At 62.2% G+C, this 22,376-nt stretch carries 28 protein-coding genes; 17 read left to right on the forward strand and 11 right to left on the reverse strand.

The window, feature by feature from the left end; genetic code table 11:
• Positions 1–12: 12 nt before the first annotated feature.
• Complete coding sequence (locus BBX50_RS19675; RefSeq protein ID WP_065777012.1) at positions 13–618, forward strand: hypothetical protein; 606 nt, start codon at positions 13–15, stop codon at positions 616–618.
• A 288-nt stretch (positions 619–906) separates the two neighbouring features.
• On the opposite strand, the gene BBX50_RS19680 is transcribed toward BBX50_RS19675, so the two are convergent.
• The 3 genes from BBX50_RS19680 to BBX50_RS19690 all read right to left on the reverse strand — a co-directional run bounded on the left by BBX50_RS19680 (position 907) and on the right by BBX50_RS19690 (position 2,726).
• Complete coding sequence (locus BBX50_RS19680) at positions 907–1,377, reverse strand: nucleoside deaminase (RefSeq protein WP_065777013.1); 471 nt, start codon at positions 1,375–1,377, stop codon at positions 907–909.
• 176 nt (positions 1,378–1,553) lie between these two features.
• A complete protein-coding gene (locus BBX50_RS19685; RefSeq protein WP_065777014.1) occupies positions 1,554–2,204 on the reverse strand; it encodes a glutathione S-transferase family protein in 651 nt (216 codons plus the stop codon).
• Positions 2,205–2,333: 129 nt separating this feature from the next.
• The gene (locus tag BBX50_RS19690; RefSeq protein WP_065777015.1) at positions 2,334–2,726 is read right to left on the reverse strand and encodes a DUF4440 domain-containing protein; all 393 of its coding nucleotides are present in this window, start codon (positions 2,724–2,726) and stop codon (positions 2,334–2,336) included.
• Between the two features lie 348 nt (positions 2,727–3,074).
• Here BBX50_RS19690 and BBX50_RS19695 point away from each other — a divergent pair, with 348 nt between their 5' ends.
• From BBX50_RS19695 to arsH, 5 genes are read left to right on the forward strand one after another with little or no spacing between them, the layout of a single operon-like run.
• Positions 3,075–3,434, forward strand: coding sequence for a metalloregulator ArsR/SmtB family transcription factor (locus BBX50_RS19695; RefSeq protein WP_065777016.1), 360 nt, complete (start codon positions 3,075–3,077; stop codon positions 3,432–3,434).
• A 19-nt stretch (positions 3,435–3,453) separates the two neighbouring features.
• Positions 3,454–3,963, forward strand: a complete 510-nt coding sequence (locus BBX50_RS19700) for an arsenate reductase ArsC (protein WP_065777075.1) — start codon at positions 3,454–3,456, stop codon at positions 3,961–3,963.
• Between the two features lie 3 nt (positions 3,964–3,966).
• Entirely contained in the window at positions 3,967–4,665 is a 699-nt protein-coding gene (locus BBX50_RS19705; RefSeq protein WP_065777017.1) for an MIP/aquaporin family protein, read from the forward strand.
• A gap of 2 nt (positions 4,666–4,667) precedes the next feature.
• Positions 4,668–5,093 carry an arsenate reductase (glutaredoxin) gene (gene arsC / locus BBX50_RS19710; protein ID WP_065777018.1) on the forward strand — a complete coding sequence of 142 codons (426 nt, stop codon included), beginning with the start codon at positions 4,668–4,670 and terminating at the stop codon, positions 5,091–5,093.
• Positions 5,068–5,799 carry an arsenical resistance protein ArsH gene (gene arsH, locus BBX50_RS19715; protein WP_065777019.1) on the forward strand — a complete coding sequence of 244 codons (732 nt, stop codon included), beginning with the start codon at positions 5,068–5,070 and terminating at the stop codon, positions 5,797–5,799. The genes arsC and arsH overlap by 26 nt, the downstream gene beginning before the upstream one ends.
• On the opposite strand, the gene arsK is transcribed toward arsH, so the two are convergent.
• Positions 5,796–7,028 (reverse strand): arsenite efflux MFS transporter ArsK, encoded by a 1,233-nt coding sequence (gene arsK, locus BBX50_RS19720; protein ID WP_065777020.1) that lies wholly within the window; start codon positions 7,026–7,028, stop codon positions 5,796–5,798. The two genes, arsH and arsK, sit on opposite strands and share 4 nt — an antisense overlap.
• Position 7,029: 1 nt before the next feature.
• Positions 7,030–7,392: a metalloregulator ArsR/SmtB family transcription factor gene (locus BBX50_RS19725; protein WP_065777021.1), complete on the reverse strand. Its 363-nt coding sequence runs from the start codon at positions 7,390–7,392 to the stop codon at positions 7,030–7,032.
• Between the two features lie 42 nt (positions 7,393–7,434).
• On the opposite strand from BBX50_RS19725, the gene BBX50_RS19730 reads away from it, so the two are divergent.
• The gene (locus BBX50_RS19730; protein WP_065777022.1) at positions 7,435–7,959 is read left to right on the forward strand and encodes a DUF6428 family protein; all 525 of its coding nucleotides are present in this window, start codon (positions 7,435–7,437) and stop codon (positions 7,957–7,959) included.
• A 159-nt stretch (positions 7,960–8,118) separates the two neighbouring features.
• Here BBX50_RS19730 and BBX50_RS19735 read toward each other — a convergent pair whose 3' ends face one another.
• Positions 8,119–9,069: a hypothetical protein gene (locus BBX50_RS19735; protein WP_065777023.1), complete on the reverse strand. Its 951-nt coding sequence runs from the start codon at positions 9,067–9,069 to the stop codon at positions 8,119–8,121.
• Positions 9,070–9,379: 310 nt separating this feature from the next.
• Between BBX50_RS19735 and BBX50_RS19740 the strand changes: the two genes are divergently transcribed.
• Together BBX50_RS19740 and BBX50_RS19745 are read left to right on the forward strand one after the other, a co-directional pair.
• Positions 9,380–10,318 (forward strand): hypothetical protein, encoded by a 939-nt coding sequence (locus BBX50_RS19740; protein WP_065777024.1) that lies wholly within the window; start codon positions 9,380–9,382, stop codon positions 10,316–10,318.
• A 9-nt stretch (positions 10,319–10,327) separates the two neighbouring features.
• Positions 10,328–10,741, forward strand: a complete 414-nt coding sequence (locus BBX50_RS19745) for a hypothetical protein (RefSeq protein WP_065777025.1) — start codon at positions 10,328–10,330, stop codon at positions 10,739–10,741.
• 154 nt (positions 10,742–10,895) lie between these two features.
• On the opposite strand, the gene BBX50_RS19750 is transcribed toward BBX50_RS19745, so the two are convergent.
• A complete protein-coding gene (locus BBX50_RS19750; protein ID WP_065777026.1) occupies positions 10,896–11,477 on the reverse strand; it encodes a dienelactone hydrolase family protein in 582 nt (193 codons plus the stop codon).
• A 196-nt stretch (positions 11,478–11,673) separates the two neighbouring features.
• Between BBX50_RS19750 and BBX50_RS19755 the strand changes: the two genes are divergently transcribed.
• Together BBX50_RS19755 and BBX50_RS19760 are read left to right on the forward strand one after the other, a co-directional pair.
• Positions 11,674–12,744 carry a D-alanine--D-alanine ligase family protein gene (locus BBX50_RS19755; protein ID WP_065777027.1) on the forward strand — a complete coding sequence of 357 codons (1,071 nt, stop codon included), beginning with the start codon at positions 11,674–11,676 and terminating at the stop codon, positions 12,742–12,744.
• Positions 12,745–12,904: 160 nt separating this feature from the next.
• On the forward strand, positions 12,905–13,396 hold the full coding sequence (locus BBX50_RS19760) for a BA14K family protein (RefSeq protein ID WP_065777028.1): 492 nt from the start codon (positions 12,905–12,907) through the stop codon (positions 13,394–13,396).
• Positions 13,397–13,714: 318 nt separating this feature from the next.
• Here BBX50_RS19760 and BBX50_RS30980 read toward each other — a convergent pair whose 3' ends face one another.
• The 4 genes from BBX50_RS30980 to BBX50_RS19770 form a co-directional block, all read right to left on the reverse strand.
• Positions 13,715–13,846 (reverse strand): hypothetical protein, encoded by a 132-nt coding sequence (locus BBX50_RS30980; protein ID WP_274534032.1) that lies wholly within the window; start codon positions 13,844–13,846, stop codon positions 13,715–13,717.
• A 147-nt stretch (positions 13,847–13,993) separates the two neighbouring features.
• Positions 13,994–14,167, reverse strand: coding sequence for a hypothetical protein (locus BBX50_RS30300; protein WP_161490885.1), 174 nt, complete (start codon positions 14,165–14,167; stop codon positions 13,994–13,996).
• Positions 14,168–14,633: 466 nt separating this feature from the next.
• Entirely contained in the window at positions 14,634–15,002 is a 369-nt protein-coding gene (locus BBX50_RS19765; protein WP_065777029.1) for a tetratricopeptide repeat protein, read from the reverse strand.
• Positions 15,003–15,337: 335 nt separating this feature from the next.
• On the reverse strand, positions 15,338–15,586 hold the full coding sequence (locus BBX50_RS19770) for a hypothetical protein (protein ID WP_065777030.1): 249 nt from the start codon (positions 15,584–15,586) through the stop codon (positions 15,338–15,340).
• 256 nt (positions 15,587–15,842) lie between these two features.
• Here BBX50_RS19770 and BBX50_RS29435 point away from each other — a divergent pair, with 256 nt between their 5' ends.
• The 6 genes from BBX50_RS29435 to BBX50_RS19795 all read left to right on the forward strand — a co-directional run bounded on the left by BBX50_RS29435 (position 15,843) and on the right by BBX50_RS19795 (position 22,281).
• Complete coding sequence (locus BBX50_RS29435; protein WP_139108529.1) at positions 15,843–16,232, forward strand: hypothetical protein; 390 nt, start codon at positions 15,843–15,845, stop codon at positions 16,230–16,232.
• Entirely contained in the window at positions 16,117–17,556 is a 1,440-nt protein-coding gene (locus BBX50_RS19775) for a terminase family protein (RefSeq protein WP_065777031.1), read from the forward strand. The genes BBX50_RS29435 and BBX50_RS19775 overlap by 116 nt, the downstream gene beginning before the upstream one ends.
• 127 nt (positions 17,557–17,683) lie before the next feature.
• On the forward strand, positions 17,684–18,856 hold the full coding sequence (locus BBX50_RS19780; RefSeq protein ID WP_139108530.1) for a hypothetical protein: 1,173 nt from the start codon (positions 17,684–17,686) through the stop codon (positions 18,854–18,856).
• A 123-nt stretch (positions 18,857–18,979) separates the two neighbouring features.
• On the forward strand, positions 18,980–21,037 hold the full coding sequence (locus BBX50_RS19785; protein ID WP_065777033.1) for a phage portal protein: 2,058 nt from the start codon (positions 18,980–18,982) through the stop codon (positions 21,035–21,037).
• Positions 21,034–21,729, forward strand: coding sequence for a hypothetical protein (locus BBX50_RS19790; RefSeq protein WP_065777034.1), 696 nt, complete (start codon positions 21,034–21,036; stop codon positions 21,727–21,729). The genes BBX50_RS19785 and BBX50_RS19790 overlap by 4 nt, the downstream gene beginning before the upstream one ends.
• A 141-nt stretch (positions 21,730–21,870) precedes the next feature.
• Positions 21,871–22,281 carry a hypothetical protein gene (locus BBX50_RS19795; protein ID WP_065777035.1) on the forward strand — a complete coding sequence of 137 codons (411 nt, stop codon included), beginning with the start codon at positions 21,871–21,873 and terminating at the stop codon, positions 22,279–22,281.
• The last annotated feature ends 95 nt before the right edge of the window (positions 22,282–22,376 follow it).

Below are 22,376 nucleotides of genomic sequence, written 5' to 3' on the forward strand. Positions count from 1 at the left end.
GGAGTGATAATCATGACATCCAAGGCAGAGCGCATCCGCATCAAGCGCACCAGCCGGGCCGGCCGGCCGCCAAAGGCCAATGTGGCGCGCTATCCAGGCGGCCAGATCAAGCATGGCGAAACGGAGCGCGAGGTTCGCGCGATCGCGCTCGATGCGCGCCAGCGCATGCATTTTGCCGGCAAGCGCGACGTCGACGTGTCGAGCCCCTTTGCCGGCTACACGCTCGGCCGCATGTTTCTCGACGGCAAGCTGACGGCGCATGAGCGCGCGGCCGGCGACGAATATGCAAGGCAGATGGCCCGCTATTACAGCCTTACCGGCATTCCCGTTCCGAGCGTGCGGGCGCAGTCACTCTTCGAGGTCAAGGGCTTTGCCGGCGAAACGAGCGCCGAGCGTGCCCGCGGCGCCCGGCAGGCCGCCAATCGGATGATGGAACTCGAAGGTGCGCTTTTGAGGCTGCCTGACGGGCCGCAGGTGAAGACGACGGTCTTCAACGTCTGCATCATGGACTACGAGATGCTGCGCACCATGCCCGAGCCGCAGCTTGCCTGGCTGAAGCGCGGGCTCAAGGAGTTGCACTGGCACCTGGGGCTGTCGCGGGAGAAGGAGGCGGGGTGAGGCACGAAGCGGGCGGCTCTGCGGTCGCAAGCCGATGACCGGACCGCCGCCAGCCTCGATGCGGCATAGGGTGGCCTGGCGGCCAGATGGTTGCACCGCTCGGCTCCTGAGGCAACGCTTGCAAGCCGTTGGGGTTGCTCGAAGGCAACTCCACGCTTGCCGCGCTTCCTGGCGCTCTTGCGCTCTTGCGATCTGCGGTTTCCGGTCGCGAGAGTTTTTCGGGCCCAGACCTCTGGCGTGAGCCTTGCCCGGGGCCAAGCCTTCGCATGAATTGCGGGAGGCGCCTCGTCAGCGTCGCCAGAAGGTCCGGTGCGGGGCGAGCAGTTCGTCCTCGATCTCGGGGAAGGGGCCAGCGACCTCGATTGGCTTCTGGCCTGAGGCAAGGACGGTGCGCGACGAAAGGTTCATGGTCGGGTTGTCGGGGTGGTCGCCGGTTTCGCCGAGCAGCTTTTCCTCCTCGAAACCGTAGACCAGGCGGCCGATATTGGCCCAATAGAGCGTGCCCGTGCACATGGCGCAGGGCTCGCCGGTCGAAACCAGCGTGCAGCTCCACAGGAATTTAGCCGGATAGGCGGCTGCGGCGCGTCGGCTAAGCTCGGTCTCGGCGTGACGCACGGTGTCGAGGTTGCCCTGGCGCATCAGGATGCGATCGTCGGGGCCGACGAGGACTGCGCCGAAAGGATGATGGCCATGCACCGTGGCCTCACGCGCGACTTCGTCGGCGGCGCGAAGGTGGGCGAGCATCTGATCACGGGTCATGGTCGATCGCTCCTGAATGTCGTGGACGACACCGATTAAAAAACGGCCCTCGTCAGACAATCATAACCCGGAAATCGCATGATCGGTATTGGCGCTGTGCGGCATGTCCCGGTCCACTACGTCAGCGGGCACGCGACCTGTCGGGCAGTGTGGGTGCGTGCCATCCAACCTTGGGCTCACCCCGCCGAGGCGGCGGCAAAGACGGCGCGCTGCGCGTCGAATGCGCGCTTGAACGCAGGACGCGCCTCGCCGCGGGCGACATAGGCGGCGAGGTTCGGGTATTCCTCAAGAATGCCGGACCCATGCAGCCGGCGCAGCACCGTAACCATCAGGAGATCGCCGGCGCTGAACGCGCCATCGAGCCAGTCGGCATCGCCAAGGCGGGCGGAAAGGGCGGCCAGTCGCTTCCGGATCGTGTCTTCGAGGGACCGCAGGCGCTTTTCGTACCAGGGTTCGTCGCGCTCGAGGATCATGACGAGGCTGCGGTCGAAGATCGGCGGCTCCACCGTGTCGAGGCTCGCAAACATCCATCCGATCGCGCGGGCCCGGGCATTCGTGTCCGTTGGCAGCAGGCCCGTATGTTCTTCGGCGATATGCAGCACGATGGCACCGGACTCAAAGAGCGCGAGGTCGCCTTCCTCATAGGTCGGGATCTGGCCGAAGGGCTGGATCGCCAGATGCGGCGGCTCTTTCATCGTCTTGAACGTAACGAGGCGAACGTCATAGGGCTCGCCGACCTCTTCGAGCGCCCAGCGCACGCGCATGTCGCGCGCAAGACCCCTGCCGCGATCGGGAGAGCGTTCAAAGGCGGTGATCGTAATCGTCATCATGTCCTCCATCGCTTGGTCTGTCCTAAAGACGATGGGCCATCAGTGAATCCGACACCCGAGGCAGCAATTTGTCCGATCAGGGCCGAAACGCGCGCACATCGCGCTCCCGTCAATGGGGCGGTAGCATCAGTCGTACGCGAAAGGTTTCGTGATCGTACCCTGATGAAACAACATCTGCCATCTCGTGCCGCTCCATTTCCAGATCGAGCTTCTAAGCGCATGCCGCTCCGATCCGTCGGTTTCGATGCGGTGTGTTCGATAGGTCAACGACACTGCATCGGACGAAATGGGCGTCAGCCGGTAGTCGCCGGTGCGCAGTTCGGCGTCGTCCGCGTCGTCCTCCTGCACGAGAAGGTCGATGATTTCGGCGCGGTGATAGACGGTGTCGGATGCGCCGAACTCGACAAAACCCTCGGCAAGCAGGTCCTCAAGCGCGGCACGCGAGCCGCGCACCTCGGGGCGGTGGAGCGCTTCTTCGAGCGCGCGGATGTCGGCGAGATCGGGCAGGGTGTTCGTCATCGCCTGTAGGGTCCTTGGCCTTCGCCGTGGTTGTGCGGCGTGTTCTGTCAGGCACGATGGTTAGCCGAAGGGCCACTTAAGCCGTCAGGCCGGCCGCTCGTCGAGATCCCTTGCGAAGCTCGAAAGATACTTCATGTCGGTATCGCACATGACGGTGACGACGGCCGCGGCGTGTGCGAACTGCGCGCGGAGATGTAGGCGCAGGCGTCGCGGGTTTTTTAGCCGGGAAAGGGCATTGAGTTCCGTTGCGTGCGGACATCATTGAACGCGGTGCGGTGGTCAAATCGCACGATCTCTGACGCTCGCTCAGCATGTTGACTTCATCCATATATCCGTTATTCTGGATATATGGATGAACAACAAACGATTGCCGCCTTGGCCGCGCTTGCGCAGCCGACGCGCCTGAAGACTTTCAAGCTGCTGGTCGAGCGCGAGCCGGAAGGCATCGCCGCCGGCGAGCTGGCGAGATTGGCCGAGGTGCCGCAGAACACCATGTCGGCCCATCTGTCGACCCTTTCGCAGGCCGGTCTGGTCCAGGGCGAGCGGCAAAGCCGCTCGATCCTCTATCGCGCCGATCTCGATCGCTTCCGCGCCGTCGTTCTCTATCTGCTGCAGGACTGCTGCGGCGGCAATGCCAGCCTCTGCGCACCCTTGATCAGCGATCTCACGCCATGCTGCCCCCCAAAGGAGGCGGCGCAAACTCGATGAGAAAATGTGGGAGAACCTCATGAGCGATAGACCCTACAACGTCCTCTTTCTCTGCACGGCAAATTCTGCCCGTTCGATCATTGCCGAAGCCATCCTCAATCGGCTCGGGGTCGGCAAGTTCAGGGCCTATTCCGCAGGCTCGCAGCCAAAGGGCGAGGTGCATCCGTTTGCGCTGCAACTCCTCAGGGGGCTGAACTACAACACATCCTTCGCCCGTTCGAAACCGTGGGACGAGTTCGCCGATCCCGGCGCGCCGGAAATGGATTTCGTCTTCACCGTCTGCGACGACGCGGCCGCCGAAGTCTGTCCGGTCTGGCCGGGCCAGCCGATGACGGCGCATTGGGGCGTGCCCGATCCGGCCATGGCCGAAGGCAGTGAGGCCGAGCGGCACTTCGCCTTTGCCGAAGCCTACCGGATGCTCAACAACCGCATCTCGATCTTCGTCAACCTGCCGATGACGAGCCTCGACAAGCTCGCCCTGCAAAGAAGGCTTGACGAGGTCGGTCAGAACGTTCCCACGGCTGGCTGACGCATGACATTCGATCTCAAGCGCCGCCTTGCCGCGGAAGCCCTTGGCACGGCCCTGCTGGTTGCGACCGTCGTCGGCTCCGGCATCATGGCCGACCGCCTTTCCGACGACGTTGCGGTTTCGCTGCTGGGTAACACGATACCGACCGGCGCGATCCTGGTCGTTCTGATCACCATCCTCGGCCCGGTCTCCGGGGCGCACTTCAATCCGGTCGTGACGATGGTGTTTGCGGCACGGCGCGAGATCGAGACAAGGGCGGCGGCGCTCTACGTCGCCGCGCAGGTTGCCGGAGGCGTGGCGGGTACCCTGATGGCCCATGCGATGTTCGACCTGCCGCTCTTGCAGGTGTCTGAGACGGTGCGGACAGGCACAGGTCAATGGATGGCCGAGGCGGTGGCCGCGTTTGGTCTGGTGTCAACGATTCTCGCCGGGTTACGCTTCCGCGCCGAGGCCATTCCTTCGCTCGTCGGGCTCTACATCACGGCCGCCTATTGGTTTACCGCTTCGACATCCTTCGCGAACCCCGCCGTTGCCATCGCCCGCGCCCTCTCAAATACCTTCTCGGGCATCCGGCCTGCTGATGTGCCGGGCTTCATCGCCGCCGAAGTGATCGGCGCGCTCGTTGCCACAGCCGTTGTCGGATGGTTGCTGGGCGGACGGAACACCTCAACGTCGACAACAACGGCCAAGGGAGCCGAATAACCATGGACGTCACCATCTACCACAATTCCGCATGCGGGACCTCGCGCAACACGCTGGCGCTCATCCGCCACGCCGGGATCGAACCGACCGTCGTCGAGTACCTGAAGGCGCCGCCGAGCCGGGATGAGCTTGCCCGGATGATCCGCGACGCCGGACTTTCGGTCCGTCAGGCGATCCGCGAAAAGGGAACGCCCTATGCCGATCTCGGCCTCGACGACCCCGCGCTTTCGGACGACGCACTTCTGACGGCGATGCTCGAGCACCCCATCCTCATCAACCGTCCGTTCGTGATCACCCCGATGGGCACGCGGCTGGTCCGGCCATCGGAGGCGGTTCTCGACATCCTGCCTGCCGAAGCCTTCAAGAGCGCGTTCGTCAAGGAAGACGGCGAGAAGGTTCTCGATGACGAGGGGCGCCGCATTGTCTGATCTTCCCGCCGCCGATCCGCGCCATCTCCGCAAGCCCGATCTCGACGCGCTCAGGCCGCCGTTCTCGACGCACCCGCCACGTATCCTGATCCTCTATGGCTCGCTGCGCCAAGTGTCCTATTCCCGGCTTCTGGCCGAGGAGGCTGGACGTCTGCTGGAACACTTCGGCGCCGAGGTGCGCTTCTTTGACCCTTCGGGGCTGCCGCTTCCGGATGACGCGCCCGTCAGCCATCCGAAAGTCCAGGAACTGCGCGCGCTTTCGGCCTGGTCGGAAGGTCAGGTCTGGGTGAGCCCGGAACGGCACGGGGCGATTACAGGGATCATGAAAGCACAGATCGACTGGATACCACTGTCGATCGGCTCGATCCGGCCGACGCAGGGAAAGACGCTTGCTGTCTGCCAAGTCTCGGGTGGCTCGCAGTCCTTCAACGCCGTCAACACGCTTCGTCTGCTCGGGCGCTGGATGCGCATGATCACCATTCCGAACCAGTCGTCGGTCGCCAGGGCATACCAGGAATTCGACGCGAACGGCCGGATGAAACCATCGCCCTACTACGACCGCGTCGTCGACTGCTGCGAGGAACTCGTGAAATTCACGCTGCTGACCCGGGACGTGTCCGAGCATCTCGTCGATCGCTACAGCGAGCGGAAGGAAGACGCCGAAAAGCTTGAAAAGCGGGTAAACCTCAAGGCGATCTCAACCTAACCGTCCTTCCTGGATACCTGTTCTTTAAGAGGCCTTGTTGACGCCGTCACCGCAACGAACGCCGCCATGCCGACCGCACCAAGCAAGGCATTGGCCAGCAACGCGACATTGATCCCGAAGCGCTCCATGAGCACGGAGAAGATGAAGGGAGCCGTCGCGCCCGCCGCCAGCCGGGTGGCGGCCATGCGGCCGGTGATTGCGCCATAGCCCAACGATCCGAAAAGCCAGAGCGGCAGCGAGCCCTGGGCAATGCTGTTGATGCCCGATCCGAGACCAAGGCAGATCGCGAAGGCCGCAGCGCCGGGCAGCCAGGTTCCGGATAGGCCGAGGATGACGACTGCCGCGACGATCAAGGCTGCCGACAGGGTCGCGAGCGCCGGCGGCGACAGATTTTTGCCGAAAGCCATGTTGATAAGCCTGCTTAAGACCTGTGAGGGGCCGAACAGCGAGCCGATCACCACGGCTGCCGCCCCGAAGCCGATCGTCCCCAGCATCGGAACCATATGTGTCAGCATCGCCGAAAGCGTGAAGCCCTGCAGGGCAAAGGCCAGGGAAACAAGGCGCATTCCGCGCCGCCTGACCTCCGCCGGCAGCGCGCCGACAACGGCCTCCCGATCCTCAGGCGCAAACACGCGCGCTTCAGAGCGTCTGCTGCGCATGATCCAATAGTGAAGTGGTAAACAGACGAGCAGGTTCAGGGCCGCGTAGGCGACATAGATTTCGCGCCAGCTGAGATGCTCGCGAAGGCCTGCGGCGATCGGCCAGAAGATTGTCGACGCGAAGCCGGCGATCAAGGTGAGATAGGTGATGCTGCGTGAGGCCGCCTTGGGACGACTTTCGACGAGCGCTGCGAACGCTGCCTGGTATTGCACCATGCCGGAGGCGACCTCAAGCAGGACGATCGAAGTGGCAAACACCGCTATCGAAGGAGACCAGGCGCACAGCAGCAGGGCAAGGGCCGAGAGGATCGAGCCGACAGTCATGACCATCGCCGCGCCGAAGCGATCCATCCACCGTCCGATGTATGCGGCCGAAAGGCCGCCGACGAACAGCGAAGCGGAGAAGACGCCGAACACCTGCGCGACGGAGAGGCCGAGATCTGTTGCCATTCCCGGCGCGAGGATGCTGAAGCTGTAATAGAGCGTGCCATAGCCGATGATCTGGGTGAGGCCGAGTGCGGCGACGATGCCCGAGGGAATGCCGGGGGGGACGGAAATGCCGGGCGTCATCTCAGGCAGACTCGTCTTCGGTCGCGGAAGAAGACGGGCAGCAACCGTCGTCCTCATTCAGGAGTGCGCGCAGGCTGGGATGCCCGGCGCAGCAGTCCTCCATCAAGAATTTTACGAGACCGGACAGCGTATCGTAGTTCGCGCTGTAGACGATCGAGCGGGATTCACGCCTCTGTGCGATCAATCCGGCCCGCTCCAGTTCCTTCAGGTGGAAGGAGACATTCGACGGTGAAACGGCCATCGCTTCTGCGATGGAACCGGCCGCCATGCCCTTGGGGCCGGCCACGACGAGCGTTCTGATGATCCCGAGACGGGTCTCCTGGGACAGGGCCGCAAAGGACAGGAGGGCTTGACGTTCTTCCACGATTCAATAATCCTTGAAATATTGAATCGAGGAGTAACGCAGATGACGCTCATAGGCAATACCCGGCACGCGGCTGCGGACATCACACTTGGCGCCCTGTTGGAAAAACTGAGGGAAGCGGCCGCCATGCCGCTCGTCTTCGAGTATGACGGAAATGAGGTCCGCCCCGGCTACCATGTTACCGAAGTCAAAGCCGGTCAGTTTTCTGCCTTGGACTGCGGGGCCAACGCCGAAGCGTGGTCGGAAATCTTCGTTCAGCTCTGGGACGTCGATGATGGCGACCGCACGCACATGACGGCGGGCAAGTTCTCGGCGATCGTCAGGAAGGTTTGCGAGCACGTCGCCCTCGACGGATCGGCGAAACTGACCTTCGAGGTCAGTGATGGTATAAAGCCGATGCAGCTCTACTGCGCCGACGAACCCGTCGAGCGCGGCGACGCCATCTTCATCCACCTGTCACCGCGGCCTTCGAGCTGCAAGCCTCGCGACCGGTGGCTCGCCAACGAGGGCAAGCTTTCACAATCGAGCTGCTGTGGTCCCTCGACCGCTTCGAGCTGCTGCAGCTAGAGTGCCGTTAGTTCATACCAACGCAGCAAGGACGCTCTAGCACTTTGATTCTAGGCCATCTTTCCGCCTCACGCGGATCCACTTGAGAGCGGGATGCTCTCGGTGTGGACACGTTCTGCAATGAGCAAGATCGGTTATGGCCGCAAAAGCCCTGAAACTTCATAGGGCGCTCGCCACCTTCCGTTCGCGAAGGATGCGGGCGTCGAGTTCCCTCAGGCGGTACTTGAGGCCGGGATCGCCGGGAAGCAGCGAGAGGGCGGTTTCAAGCAGGTCGCGGGCCGAAAGGATATCGTCGTCGCGGATGTGGCGGTTGGCGCGGTGGTAGAGGAAGTTGACCCGCTCCCTCAGGGCGAAGCGATCACCGAAGCGGGCGTGGAGGCGATCCGCCCAGGCGGGATGGCGGGCCGTGGCGGCAACGGCGATCTGGTAGGGCCGCATCGGCGCATCGATGCGGGCGGCGCGGGCAAGGGTGCTGAGGCGGGCGCGATCGTTGCTGCGACACGCCTCGATGAGGGAGAGGGCGCGTTCGGTGCCGGTGAAGGCCCGCACGGTGCCATGGCCGGTCATGTACACGGGCACGAGGTGGGTTTCGGCCTGCAGCGCGGCGATGCGTTCGGCGTGGCGGCGGTCAATCGCGTGGTACGGATCGTAGAAGATATAGGCGTGGCCGGCGGCCTGGTCGGGCGAAATGCCCATGTTGGCGTGCAGCTCGGGCGAGAAGTGCCGGTGAAAACGGTTGTCATAGGGCACCGAGCGCGGATCGATCGAGACCTGCGGGCAGAAGGCAATCGCGGTGGTGGCGTTGAAACGCCGGCGGTAGCGGAGCGCGGCGTAACCGCCCTGCGAGTGGCCGTAGAGGATGCGCTCAGGTGCCGCCTTCAGGATGGGCGACGCGGCCTCGACTGCCTTGACAACACTTGCCGCCGGAAACCAGTTTGGACGGCGGCTGATGAAGCCGAGGGCCGAGATATCGGCCTTCTCGCAGAAGCGCTGTCCCCAGTAGCGGCTGCCGTTTGCCTGGATCTCCATCTCGTTGAAGGTGACCAGCAGATAGGGGGATGAGCCCGGGCGATGGATGACCTCAAGATTTTCGTCCGAATAGATAAGCACGGTATCTCCAAATATATTTCAAGTTTTGTAGCGGTATAATTTCAAATCAAGCAAATCGTTCTGCCGGATCGCTTGCGATTTATACTACTGCAAAATTGCGCCGGATTTCCAGTGGCGCGCTTGGGAGCAGGCTATTCCGGTCGGTGGGCCGGCGCTGGGCGGGCCGGCGACTTTGCGACCGGCGCCCGTCGGTCCGGACACTGACTAGCTACAACTGATTAGGTTGGTGGTTCGACTTACGATTGCAGAGAATATCAGCATCAGATAATCTTCACCAACGTTTCAAACTGTTGCAGGACTGGAGGGCGGCATGCGGCTCATCCTTGGCTCAGTCGTCGTTGCTGCGGCAATGGCCTATGCGGCACCCGGCCTGGCGCAGCAATGCGCGCCGAACTACCTGCAAAGCGGGACCTTATTCGCTGCTTGCCGCGGGATCGTTCATCAACCCCACAACAAAGGCGGCTTTTCCTTTACGACGACCTCCGCGCGCAGAATGGACGGCGCCGGAAATGTGGATGTTTACGAAAGTTGCGTCAAGAATACGTCCGGCAAGCTGCTTTCGATTGACTGGCCTGCCGCCGGCATGAGGGATATCCCCATTCCGAATGGTTGCGCTTACAGGCAGCCGCGAAACTCAAACTACCCAAAACCCGGCGCAAACAGACCAGATTTTATGGTCACTTGCATCAGGTTCGGAAACAGGTGGCAACATAAAGATGATGCCAACTACCTGCCAACGCCACAGCAAGTGAAGAGTGGCTTTCGGGAGCCCAATTGCGATGGTCAGGTTGTATCAAGCGATGAGCCCCCGCCACCGGAAGAAGGTGGCAAGCACTTCGAGTTTCTCCGGCAGCTAAAGGAGTTCGTCGGGAAAAGCCTGACCATCTTCGATACCGATGCTTCCGAGGACAGTGCAAAACTGGGCGCGTTTATTGTCGACACCCGTTTCACCCTGACTTCGGAGACGACGTATACCTACAAAATAGACTTCTATCTCAAAGAGATTGATCCCGACGCTTTCGAGCACTTCAGCGGATTTGTGGTTTCGCCACCGGCGCTACTCTCCGGTCCATTCCTGGACAAGGGGTGGAGTGACGAACAGGCGACGATCCGCCCCAAGGAACACAAGTCGTTCGAGTTGACACTTCCCTACCAGGCTGAACTGGACCTCGGAGAGGAAACCATGGCACTGAAGAGCCTTGCAGAGGGTGTGGGCAATCGGTCTCTGCTCGTTCCTGTCCTGGAGTAGGGCGCGTTCATGGAGAAGCGATTGCATTTCCTAACGATCGCGCCGGGCCCTCTCGCTGTGTGGCTTTCATCCTACAGCGAGCTATTAAGGTCCTTGTTGTTTCCAGGTTGGAGCGACCAGGCCATTGCGGGATCCTGTGCGGTCGGCTTCGGTCTTATCCTGATCTACTGTTTTTGGCTGGGTCTCCCGCCGAGCACGAAAAAGGCCCAGACTTCCGCGCAGGTGCTTAGCATTCTGTTCGTCATCGCTCTTGTGGTGCTCTGGGCGGTAAGCGAGATGGTTGACGTGCAGACGGGCGATGTCGGTCATCGGGTGTGGAGGGATCGCTATCTCTATTGGAGCAGCATGGCTCTGCTTTTGATCTTTCAGCTGATGGCTGCAGCGATCTTGACGGCGCGTTTTGCGCGGACGGTCGATTCATGAGCCTTGCCGATCCTTCGGTTCGCCGTCGGCCGTGCCCCGCTTTTGCCAGAACGCCATACTGCCGCCAAGGCCGGCACCGAGACAAGGCTCCGCTCAAGCAGCGGCGAACCTGCGGCGCGAGTTGGGACGCGAGCGGCGCCGCAAGGGCTGCAGCTCAGGCCGGCGCGAGAAAGGCAAGCACCCGTTGGGTCAGCAGCGCGGTGGCCGCGGCATCGTAGGAGGGCAGGGAGCTGTCGGCGAAATAATGCTGGTCGCCGGGATAGAGGAACAGTTCTGCGTCTTCGGCCTTCTCGACGATCTCGCGGGCAGCGTCGATGTCGCCTTCGCCGACGAAGATCGGGTCGTTGTCCATGCCGTGGATCTGGACGGGCACGCCATCCGGCCAGGGGCCGAAGGCCCACTCACCGCTGATCGGGAGGCACGAGTAAAACAAGAGGGCGCCGCGGGCGCCCGGCCGGGTCTGCGCGAGCTTTTGCGCCGGCAGGACGCCGAACGAGAAGCCGGCATAGACGAGGGCCTCTGGCAGCGTGTCGGCAAGGCGCACGCCGTGTTCACGCATTTCGTTGAAGCCGACCCCCTCGATATAGGCGAGACCCGCTTCGATGCTCTCGAAGGTGCGCCCTTCGAAAAGATCGGGCATGTGCACCGTATGCCCGGCGGCCCGAAGCGCGCCGGCGAAAGCGTGCATGCCGGGCGTCAGGCCTTGTGCGTGGTGGAACAGCAGGATCTCGGCCATGGTTTGCCTCCGGGGTGGGTGCGGTTCGCGCATTAATGGTGGTTGCCGCGCTGAAATATCAAGCGAATATGGCCAGCGGTTGCGGGATTTCCACCGGATGGCGCACCTTGGCGCCTTGGTCACCTCGCTCTTGCCATGATCCGCCGCTTCTTTGGCCGGTATGTGATGGTCACGACCGATTCTGGAGGTGGTTGTAATGACAGACAAGATGCGCGTTGCCGTATTGTTCGGCGGCCGTTCGGCAGAGCACGAGGTCTCGCTGATGTCGGCGCGCAACGTCATCGGCGCGCTCGACCGCAGCCGCTTCGAGATCGTGCCGATCGGCATCGCCAAGGACGGACGCTGGCTGCTGCTCGATCTGGTCGACGGCGAAGTGCCTGGCGCGATCCCGGCGGCGGGCACGGAGGTCGCCCTGATCCCCGGAGGGCGCGGGCGGGCCGTCACCATCGCGGCCGATGGCACCCAGGGGCTGCTGCCGCCGATCGACCTGATCTTTCCGGTGCTGCATGGGCCGTTCGGCGAGGACGGCACGGTGCAGGGCTATGCCGAAACCGCCGACATCGCCTATGTCGGCTGCGGTGTTGCGGCCTCGGCGGTGGCAATGGACAAGGCGCTTGCCAAGCGCCTGCTGGTGGCCGAGGGCATTGCCGTCGCCCGGGCGATCGCGCTTCACAAGGGCGACGCCTATACGGGCGAGACCATCCTTGAAACCTTGGGATTGCCGGTTTTCGTCAAGCCGGCGCGGCAGGGATCTTCCGTCGGCGTCAGCCGCGTCGACGCCCTCGAAGGGCTTCAGGCCGCGCTCGACGAGGCATTCCGTCACGACGACAAGGTGCTGATCGAGGAGTTCGTTCAGGCGCGGGAGATCGAATGTTCAGTGCTGGAGGACGCAGAAGGACGGCTTATCGTGTCGCGGCCGGGCGAGATCATTCCGGCCGCAAGCCATGGCTTCTACAGCTATGACGCCAAATATGTCGATGCGGGCGGCGCGGTCGTCGAGGCGCCCGCCAAGCTCTCGGACGAGGTGATCACGCAAGCCAGGGAGACGGCCGCGCGGGCGTTTCGGGCGCTTGCCTGCGCCGGGATGGCGCGGGTGGACTTCTTCCTGCGCGCCGACGGCAGCCTTGTCGTCAACGAGATCAACACCATTCCCGGCTTCACCAATATCAGCATGTATGCCAAGGCGTTGGCGGCGGAGGGCATTGCCTATGCACAGGTGGTTGAGACGTTGATTGCCCATGCGCTGCGTGTGCGCGGGAAGGGATAGAGAGCGTTTGAAGGCGCAGAACGGTACAGCGACCCTCGCGTGCCTGATCGGATGCGCGACGCCGTAGGCGCTGCGTGGAATATTAGGACTATCGCATTCATTGTGGGTTCACCTCGTCTTGCCAAACTGGAGCCATGTTTCCACATGGACAGGTGATGAGATGAAGAAGATTGGCATCGCCGTACTGGCGGCGATTACGGCTCTTTCGGGCATCACGCCGGCGAATGCCGTGCCGGCCGTTGCCATAGAGCGGGTGCAGAAAAGTGATGTCGTGCAGGTTCAGGACTGGCGGGACTACCGCCGGCCGCCTGCCTGGAACAACGGCGGCTATCGCCCGCGCTACCGCCCTGGATATCGGCCAGGCTGGAATGGCGGCTATCGCTACGGCCGCTACAACGGCTACCGCGGCTACCGCTACGAGCGCTACGGCTATCGTCGCCACAATGACGGCTGGTGGTATCCGCTGGCTGCATTCGGCACGGGCGTGATCATCGGCGGCGCCATTGCCGCTCCGCCGCGGCGCTACGAGACGGGCGTCAGCGCGCGCCATGCCGACTGGTGCTACGCCCGCTATCGCTCCTATCGTGCCTGGGACAATTCGTTCCAGCCCTATGGCGGCCCGCGCCAGCAGTGCTACTCGCCCTATTATTGAGGCAAATTTCCAAGCCTTCAGAAGGCCCGCCGGTCACCGACCGACGGGCCTTCTGCCTGGGATGACCCCGCCCGCCAGCGCCGGAGCGGCGATGAAGCGGTGAGGCAGCGACCATCAAGCAGGGAAGGCGCGTTCTGGAGGAGGCTGGCGAGTGCATCGCTTGCGGCGTTCCGGCGCATCTTGCCGGTGATGCAAATGTCAACTCGTGGCGGCTGCCGGTAGACAGCCATGATCGATAGGGAAGGACGGGCGCGAGCGCCTGACCGGATGGAGATCCGTTTGCTGCGAAACCCCAGGGGCGAAAGATCCGGGGGGCGCCTAGAATTTCAACCGGGCATCGTCGTGATCAGGGCGCCGGTGTGCGTCCTTGCGGCGAAATCCGTAAGCCAGCGCCAGCCCCAGTATGGCCGAGCCGATGACGATGGCGGCGAGTGCGAAGAAATTCTCCATGGCATTTTCCTCCCGACGGGAAGCTTAACACAGAATGCGCGCAAACAAATGGCGTGGCACCGAGATTGCGCGTCATGGTTACTCAACGCGCTTCGGCGCCGGAGGTTCAATCATAAGTCCCAGTGCGCGGGCAAACGCGCGGCATGTTCAGTAGCCGGAGCTACCGCCGCCCGTGTTGCCCTGCATACCCTGCATGTTCTGCATCCCTTGCGTGCCCTGGCTTGGGCTGGGTGCGGTGGTGCGGCTGGCCTGGTCGGTGGTGCAGCCGGCGAGGACAAGGAGCGCCACGGAAATCGCGACGATCAGGTAACGCGTTATCATGGGATCCTCCCGTGATTGCGAGGGCGGCTCGGCCGTCCCGCGATCGAAACGGACAAGGCACGCGCCGGCCTGGCAGGAGGTTCGTTCCCGAGGGACGTCGGGCACAGGCCGCACGGCATGCCGGTCGCAAGTATATCATCAAACGATGGGAGCGTGCCGCCGCAGCGGGACAACCGGGCGGGCGAGTGCCGCCTGTGATAGAAATCGAACAAAACAGAAACAAATTTAGGCGGAAGGGCTTGCCAAGGACCGGGAAGCGGGCTAAGGATATTCCAGGCTGGCCGTTTCGTCATTGAAGCGGCCTTTTTGATTCTTGCCTGGCTTGATTCCTGGTGCTTGATCCGAGTGCTTGAGTTCGGCGGCGGGCCAAGGCGCCCGATCGACCTCATGCCACCGCCACGCGCTTGATCTCGCACCGGCCGCACATGGCGAAGTGAGGCGCCTTCAACCCAAGGGTTGGGTTACCTTATGCTTCCTGTTTGGCGATCTTGCCGGAAACGGCGTGCCCAGGTTCGTGCCGGGGACGGGGTTGACCGATGCTGCGAAGCCAGCGTGACGCCTCCTGCGGGTCGCGCTCAACGCCAAGGCCCCTTTGATAGATCGTGACGAGACGGGCCTGGGCGGCGGGATGCCCCTGGCGGGCCGCCTGTCTGTTCCAATGAAGAGATGCGGCGTAGTGTTCCTCGCCGCCGTCATTGAAATAGATTTCGGCCAGCTTTGCCTGGGCGTCAACGTTTCCTGATGTGGCCAGCTCAAGCAACCTGGGCGAGATATTCGTTGCGGACGGCCGCGGGGTGAGAATGGTCTTCAACTTGCCAATCGTGTTGCGGATCATCTGACACCTGTTGCATCCATCGCATGGTTCCCGTGGCTGGACTGCTAGACTGGGAAATTAATTAAAATATTGAACTAATTCGGCTTTTCCCTTGCCGCTGCCTGGGAGACAGGGGCCGTTGCGAGGCATTTCTCCAAGAGCATCCGATGTGGGGCAACCCGGTGAGCGGTATTGATGACCGGATGCAACCTGAAGTCAAGGATGCAAGCGTGACATCAGGCGTGACATCAGCAATTTTCTGTGACCGGCTGTCACGCTTGCCGCGTCCGGGGCGGGGACACGGGATGCCGAAGTGCCGTTCCGTGGTCGCGGACGAACAGCACTTTTGCCGCCCCTCAATCCTGCCTCACCTGACGCTCGAGCCGTTCTACAAGCTGCAATTTTTGTTCGTAGGTCAACTTGTTCAGAACCGACCGGTAATAGGGATCTACGATCTTCAGGTTCTCCGGATCGTCTCGGGTATTGAGGTAGGAGAGCGACGCCCAATAGGCCGCTTCCGGCAGATCAGCCTTCACGACGACGCCGAGTCGTCGCCCGGCAAGCTCGAACAGTCGCGGCGACGCGACGGTGTCTCCCGCAGGCATTGGAGCTCCCGGCTGCGGTGACGCGACCTTCGGAGATGACGGCTCGTTGACTTCGGCCAAGGGCGGGGCCGGTCTCGCGAATATGCCACACAGTTTCGTCCACAAACTCCGGATCACCGGCGATCGCCTCCGACAGAATCCTGCCGCAACCGGAGCGGCGACCGGTATTGATCGCGGAATGCAACTTTTGGCCAAGCGGCGACCGATCCAACTTGCGCAGGAGGAGCATTTTCCTCGTGCCCAGGAGCAAATCCCCATGACAGGCAAACCCGCCAAGGACCCGAAGACCGGGCGCTTTCTGCCGCGCAGCGACCGGGCAGGGGCGAGCATCCGGCCACGCGCTCGCAAGGCGGTGCGCACCAAGCTCGGCGAACTCTTTCTCGAAGACATGCTTTCGGCCTGGGAAGCCAGAGGGGCGGCGGCGATCCACGCGCTGATCGAGAAGAACCCGCATGATTTCCTCAAAGCCGTGGCGGCACTGATGCCGAAGGACGTGACCATCAATGCCAACCAGATCGGCGAGATGACGGATGAACAACTCCTTCAGCGGATCCGCAAGCTCGACCAGACCATCCGGCCTTTCCTCAATGCTCAGGGAGCGGATGGAGCTGGCGATGGAGATCGGGCGGCGGCAGAACACCAATAGGCTGCGCTACTACCAGCCCTATGCGAAGCAGACGGCATTCCACGCGGCAGGAGCGACCTTTCGCGAGCGGCTGTTCATGGCCGGCAACCAGCTTGGCAAGACGCTGGCAGGGGCGGCGGAAGCGGCGATGCACCTGACCGGAGACTATCCTCATTGGTGGGCGGGCCGACGGTTCGACCGGCCGATCACGATGATCGGCGGCTCGGAATCGCACGAGCTGACACGCGATGGCGTGCAGCGGCTGCTCGTCGGCCCGCCAATGAGCGAGGAGGACTGGGGCACCGGCTATCTGCCGAAGCAGGCGATTTCAGGCTGGACGCGCAGGTCAAGTGCTTCCGGCGCGCTTGACAGCGTGACGGTGCGCCACGCTTCGGGCGGCATCTCGACGCTGCTTCTGAAGGCCTACGAGCAGGGCCGTGCGAAATGGCAGGCCAACACGGTGGATTATGTCTGGTTCGACGAGGAGCCCCCGGAAGACGTCTATTTCGAGGGCATCACCCGCACCAATGCTACGGGTGGGTCGGTCGCCGTGACCTTTACGCCGCTGAAAGGCATGAGCTCGGTCGTCAGCCGCTACCTGCTGGAACCTTCAGAGGATCGGACCGTGGTGACCATGACGATCGACGATGCCGAACACTATTCGCCGGAAGAGCGCGCGAAGATCGTCGCCAGCTATCCGGCGCATGAGAAGGAAGCGCGCACCAAGGGCGTGCCGACACTGGGCTCCGGTCGCATCTTCCCGGTGACCGAGGAGCAGATCCGCGTCGAGCCCTTCGAGATACCCCGGCACTGGGTGCAGATCGGCGGGCTCGACTTCGGCTGGGACCACCCCTTTGCCGCCGCGCTCTGCGCCTGGGACCGCGACGCCGACGTCTTCTATGTGACCCGCTGTTACCGCGAGCGCGAGGCGACACCGATCATCCATGCGGCGAGCTTGAAACCCTGGGGCGCCTGGCTGCCATGGGCCTGGCCGCATGACGGGCTGCAGCACGACAAGGGCTCGGGCGAGCAGCTGGCGGCGCAGTATCGCGGGCAGGGGCTTGCGATGCTTTCCGACAGAGCGACCTTCGACGACGGCACCAACGGTGTCGAGGCGGGGATCTCCGACATGCTGCAGCGCATGCAGACTGGGCGCTTCAAGGTGTTTTCCACCTGTGGCGACTGGTTCGAAGAATTCAGGCTCTACCACCGCAAGGACGGCCGGATCGTCAAAGAACGCGACGACGTTCTTTCGGCCAGCCGCTACGCGCTGATGATGAAACGCTTTGCCCGGGTGAAGGCTGATAACGCCGCCTGGGCCTTTACCGATCGGAAGGTTCTCTGATCGGCCGATCGCGATCCCGTTCCAAGACAACGGCCCGCTCCGGCGCGCGCCGGGGCCGATTACCTGTAGCGCCAGAGCCCGGCTCCGGTGGACAGACCACTGCAGTATTCAACGGTAGGAGAAATCAATGGTTACCAGCGTCGTTACCACGTCAGGAAACACGACATGCATGGATTTCAGCACCAATCAGTGGCACGGCTATGTGGGCGGAAGCACGCCCTATGGTCTGTGGGTGGACGGTCCCCTGCATCCGTGGCGCGATGCCAACGGGACGCCGACCTTTATCACCGGTCATTCTGAAGGATACCGTTACAACGTCGTCCATGACTGGCACAACGGCCACACCTGGACCAATTGGAACGCGGGCCGGCATTGGAATTCGCCCCGCGACACCGTTGAGGGGCACTATGCCAACCGTCACTGGATCATGTCGCCATACGCTCGCGGCTCCCTGGTCGTTGGCCTGACGCACCACGAATTCTATCAGTCGTCGACGACGATCGGCGGAGTCCCGGGCTTCAATTCCCACGCCCATGGGTTCAACACGCGCTGGGTCAACGGCATCGGTTATGTGCGCTCGACCAATGACGGTCAGGCCTGGACCGTCCCGAATCCCGGAGATTTCGGCCAGAACCATCACAATGTCCGCTGCGTGCTGATCCCGGAGCCGTGGTCCTACCAGTCCATCAACACGGCCTATGGGTTCCTGCATCCGTCGAATATCGTGAAGGAAGGCAATTATTATTATGCCTTCGTCGAAGTTCGGAACCTGCCGGGGAACACGACGCTGCTCGACAACGGCTTTGCGATAATCCGCACGTCGAACCTCGACGCTTCGGTCGGCTGGCAGTTCTATAACAACGCCAACCAGTGGGAGACGGTGAACCACCAGTACTACCAGGGCAACATCGCGCCCCAGCAGCCGAAGATCTTCTTCAAGGTGGCGGGCTATAACCCGTACACCATGTACGACCAGAACGGGCGCATGGCGCAGAGCATCCGCTATCACGTTCCCACGCAGAAATGGGTTCTGTTCGGTTATACCGGTCTGCAGGGGACCGGCTTCTGCTACTGCGTGTCGGATACGCTGGCCAATCCGCAATTCGAGGCGAACGGGCGCCGCCTGGTGAGCCTCGCCGGCGGTGGCGCAGCGAACGAATATCACAGCAACCATTACATCAGCGTGTTCGATCCGAATTCGCAGGATCAGAACTATCAGACGATCCTTAGCAACAGCGCGGTCGTCATCACGGCCGATGAAGGCGTGCGGTACAAGATCGGCACGATCCAGATCAGCTGATTTCACAAGCAAAAACAACGTGACGACGTTCTTCGGTCAGCCGCCAGGCGCTGATGATGAAACGCCATGCCCGGGTCAAGGCTGAGAATGCTGCCCGGGCCTTACCGATCGGAAGGTTCTCTGATGGCAGCGATGACGAAAACGGAACTGACGGAGCTCGTGGGCCAGCTCGTCAGGGATTGCGAGGACTATCGCGACCAGCTCTCGGCGGCGCGTGTCAGGGCTATGGAATATTATGACGGCGTGATGGCCGATGTGCCGGCGGAAGCGAACCGTTCCAAGGTGGTTTCGCGCGATGTGCGGGCGGCGGTGAAGAAGGTGCTGCCTTCTCTCATCCGCACCGTTCTCGGCAACGACAAGGTGGTGGAATACCAGCCGGTCAACCAGGGCGACGAGGCGGGGGCCGAGCAGGCGACCGACTATATCAACTACATCGTCTTTCCCGAAAGCGACGGCTATGACGCGGTGCAGGATGCCGCGCACGACGCGCTGAAGCTCGGCAACGGCGTGATCCGCTGGTGGTACGAGAAGAAGAAAAGCGTTCAGGTCTCGACCCATAGCGGGCTCGACGAGGCAGCGCTAGTGCAACTGATTGCCGACGACACGGTGGAGGTGCTGGAACAGGCGCAATCGGTCGAAAAGATCGAGCTTCCGACGGGGCCGGTGGAACAGCCGGTTTTCACCGTGAAGATCCGCCGCACGGCCGAGCGCGGGGCGACGCGGCTTGCGGCGGTGCCACTCGAAGAGTTTCTCGTGCATCCGGATGCGATCTCGATCGACGACAGCCCGATTGCCGGGATCAAGCGGCGGATGCGGCGCTCCGATCTGATCGCCATGGGCTATGACCGTGATCTCGTCGAAGGCTTTGCCATCGCCGGCGATGCCGACGGCGAGGACGAAGAGTTTGCTCGCCGGCGTGGCGTCTTTGGCGACGGTGAGGAGACCGCGACGGCGCTGCAGGAGGTGGACTACTACGAGCTCTATGTGAAGGTCGATGCCGACGACGACGGCATTGCCGAGCTGCGCCGCCTGGTCTTTGCCGGCGGCACCGGGGCCGACAATCTGCTTGAGGATGCGGAGTGGGACGAGGTGCCCTTTGCCGATCTCATCACCGAGCGGCGGCCGCACCAGCGCGAGGGCAACGCGATTACCGACGACATGGCGGAGATCCAGCGTGTAAAGACGGTGCTCCTGCGCCAGACGCTCGACAATCTCTACTGGCAGAACAACCAGCAGCCGATCGTGCAGGAAGGGGTGATCCAGAACCCGGAATCGGTGCTGAACCCGAAGTTCGGCCAGCCAATCCGCGTCGGCCAGGGCGTCGATGTGCGCGGCGCTGTTGGCTATACGGCGGTGCCGTTCGTGGCGCGCGAATCCTTTTCCATGCTCGGCTATCTCGACCAGGAGGCGACCGACCGCACCGGCATTTCGGATGCCTCAAGCGGCATGGCGCCGGATGCGCTGCAGAACATGACGGCGAAGGCGACGGCACTCGTCGAGCAGGCGGGCATCGGCCAGACGGAGCTGATGGTGCGAACCTTCGCGCAAGGGCTGCGACGGGTGTTCAAGGGACTGCTTGGGCTGACCATCAAGCACCAGGACCGGCCGCGGGCAGTAAGGCTTCGCGGGAAGTGGGTGAGCTTCGACCCGCGCCACTGGAACGCCGGCATGGACGCGACCGTCAATACCGGGCTCGGCGCCGGCACCCGCGAGCGCGACATGCTGATGATCCAGATGATCCAGCAGTTGCAGGAAAAGCTGCTGACGACGCTCGGGCCTGACAACCCTTACGTCTCGCCCGACAACCTTTACAACGGCATTGCCAAGACCGTAGAGGCGGCGGGGCTGAAATCGCCCGACCTCTATTTCAGCAAGCCGACGCCGGAGGACATCCAGAAGCGGATGCAGGCAGCCCAGCCGCAGCAACAACCGGACGTCGGTATGCAGCGGCTGCAGATGGAAGCGCAGCTTGCCACCGAAAAGGCGCGCATGGAGAGCGAGACCGCGCGGCGGAAGCTCGAGATGGAACGCGAGCTGAAGCTTGCGGAGATCCAGCAGAACGGCGCGCTGAAGCGCTACCAGATCGACGCGGAACTCAACCTCAAACGCGAGCAGAACCTGGCCGAAATGGCTGGTGGCACGGCGCTGACGACGGCGCATATTGGAGGGATGCCGGGATGATTAGAAACAGCAAGCGGGGGCGTGGCGCTTACGGGGCTAGGTACGACGATGATCTTTACGCGACTGACCCGCGGTCGACGACGGCACTGGAACTGCGTGACTTCGGCGAGGAGGCCAACAGCCGACTGCCGAGCTGGGGCAAGGAGCGCGAGAGTGACAAGGGCGTGGAGGTGGCGGACACGTACATCATGTCCAATACGAATCCGACGGGATATCCGCTGATAGGAAATAATTCTCACACTGGTCTCTTCATCGTGCCCGATAATGGCGACCCCGAAGGACGGCTGCTCTATGATCCCTCCGGTCATTACAAGCCCAGAGAGATGGGCAGCGGGGATGCTCTTTATGGAGAGGAAGTGTCTCCCGAGGATTACTTGCGATATCACCTTGCCGGCGGGCCCAACGCAACTGTGCGCAAATTCAACACAACGCCCGACCAGGAAGCCGAAATTCAGGAGAGGATCGACCGCCTTGGCGGTGGAGGAGCTTTTGATTGTACGACCAATGTAACCGAGGTGATACGGGGTATCGGACCATTTGGTAAGGTCGAGAAGACAATGTGGCCAGTTTCGCTCGACAATCAGTTGCGGGAACTGGGTAAACATGTGGGCGAAGCCAATGATGTCCAGAGCCTTCGTCGCCTGATGGCAAAGAAAGGTCGTATGGGCGCGGACAAACAGATCGCGCGATAGCTTTGCGCAATCAGAGGAAGCTTTTTTTGTCGCCATTGCGCGTTAAGGGCGTATATAAGCCACAGTTAGCTTTCAGGCAAAGCCAATAGGCCTGCCAAAATTTAGGCTGGCAAGATCGACACTTCATGCGTCAGGTATCCCATGCGCTACATGGTTCTCAATACGATCCGGGTACTGTCGAGTTACATTGCCATGCTGACAGCTGTGGCTTGGTTCTTCGGTCGCTATGTGGACTTCACCACAGCCCTGTTGTTTTCGTCGCTTTATCTGTTCGCTTTCGTGCCACTTCCGGCCCGACGTTTGTGGAAACGGGTTCTGTATATCTGCTTGGCAGCAGTCGTTTTGAGCATCGTGCCGTTCACATACTTCTTCGTTGCCAACAGAATCGACAGCGTCAATTTTCTTCTAGAAACGATCGCAATTGTGGTCATCTTTGGCCTACTTGGCCCCCAGACCTTCGTGTTTCTGTTGACCTATATCGCCCTAGATCTTCCCATCAGACGAATTGCCAAGCTACAGATAGCAGAGTCTGGCCGCGAAGATACGATCTAGCGGCAGCCAACGCGGTAGTACGCTCACCGGCATCGCCAAGACGGTGGAAGCGGCGGGCTGAAATCGCCCGACCTCTATTTCACCAAGCCGACGCC

Origin of the sequence: Ensifer sp. LC11, from assembly GCF_001695835.1 — a bacterium.
GTDB lineage: Bacteria > Pseudomonadota > Alphaproteobacteria > Rhizobiales > Rhizobiaceae > Ensifer.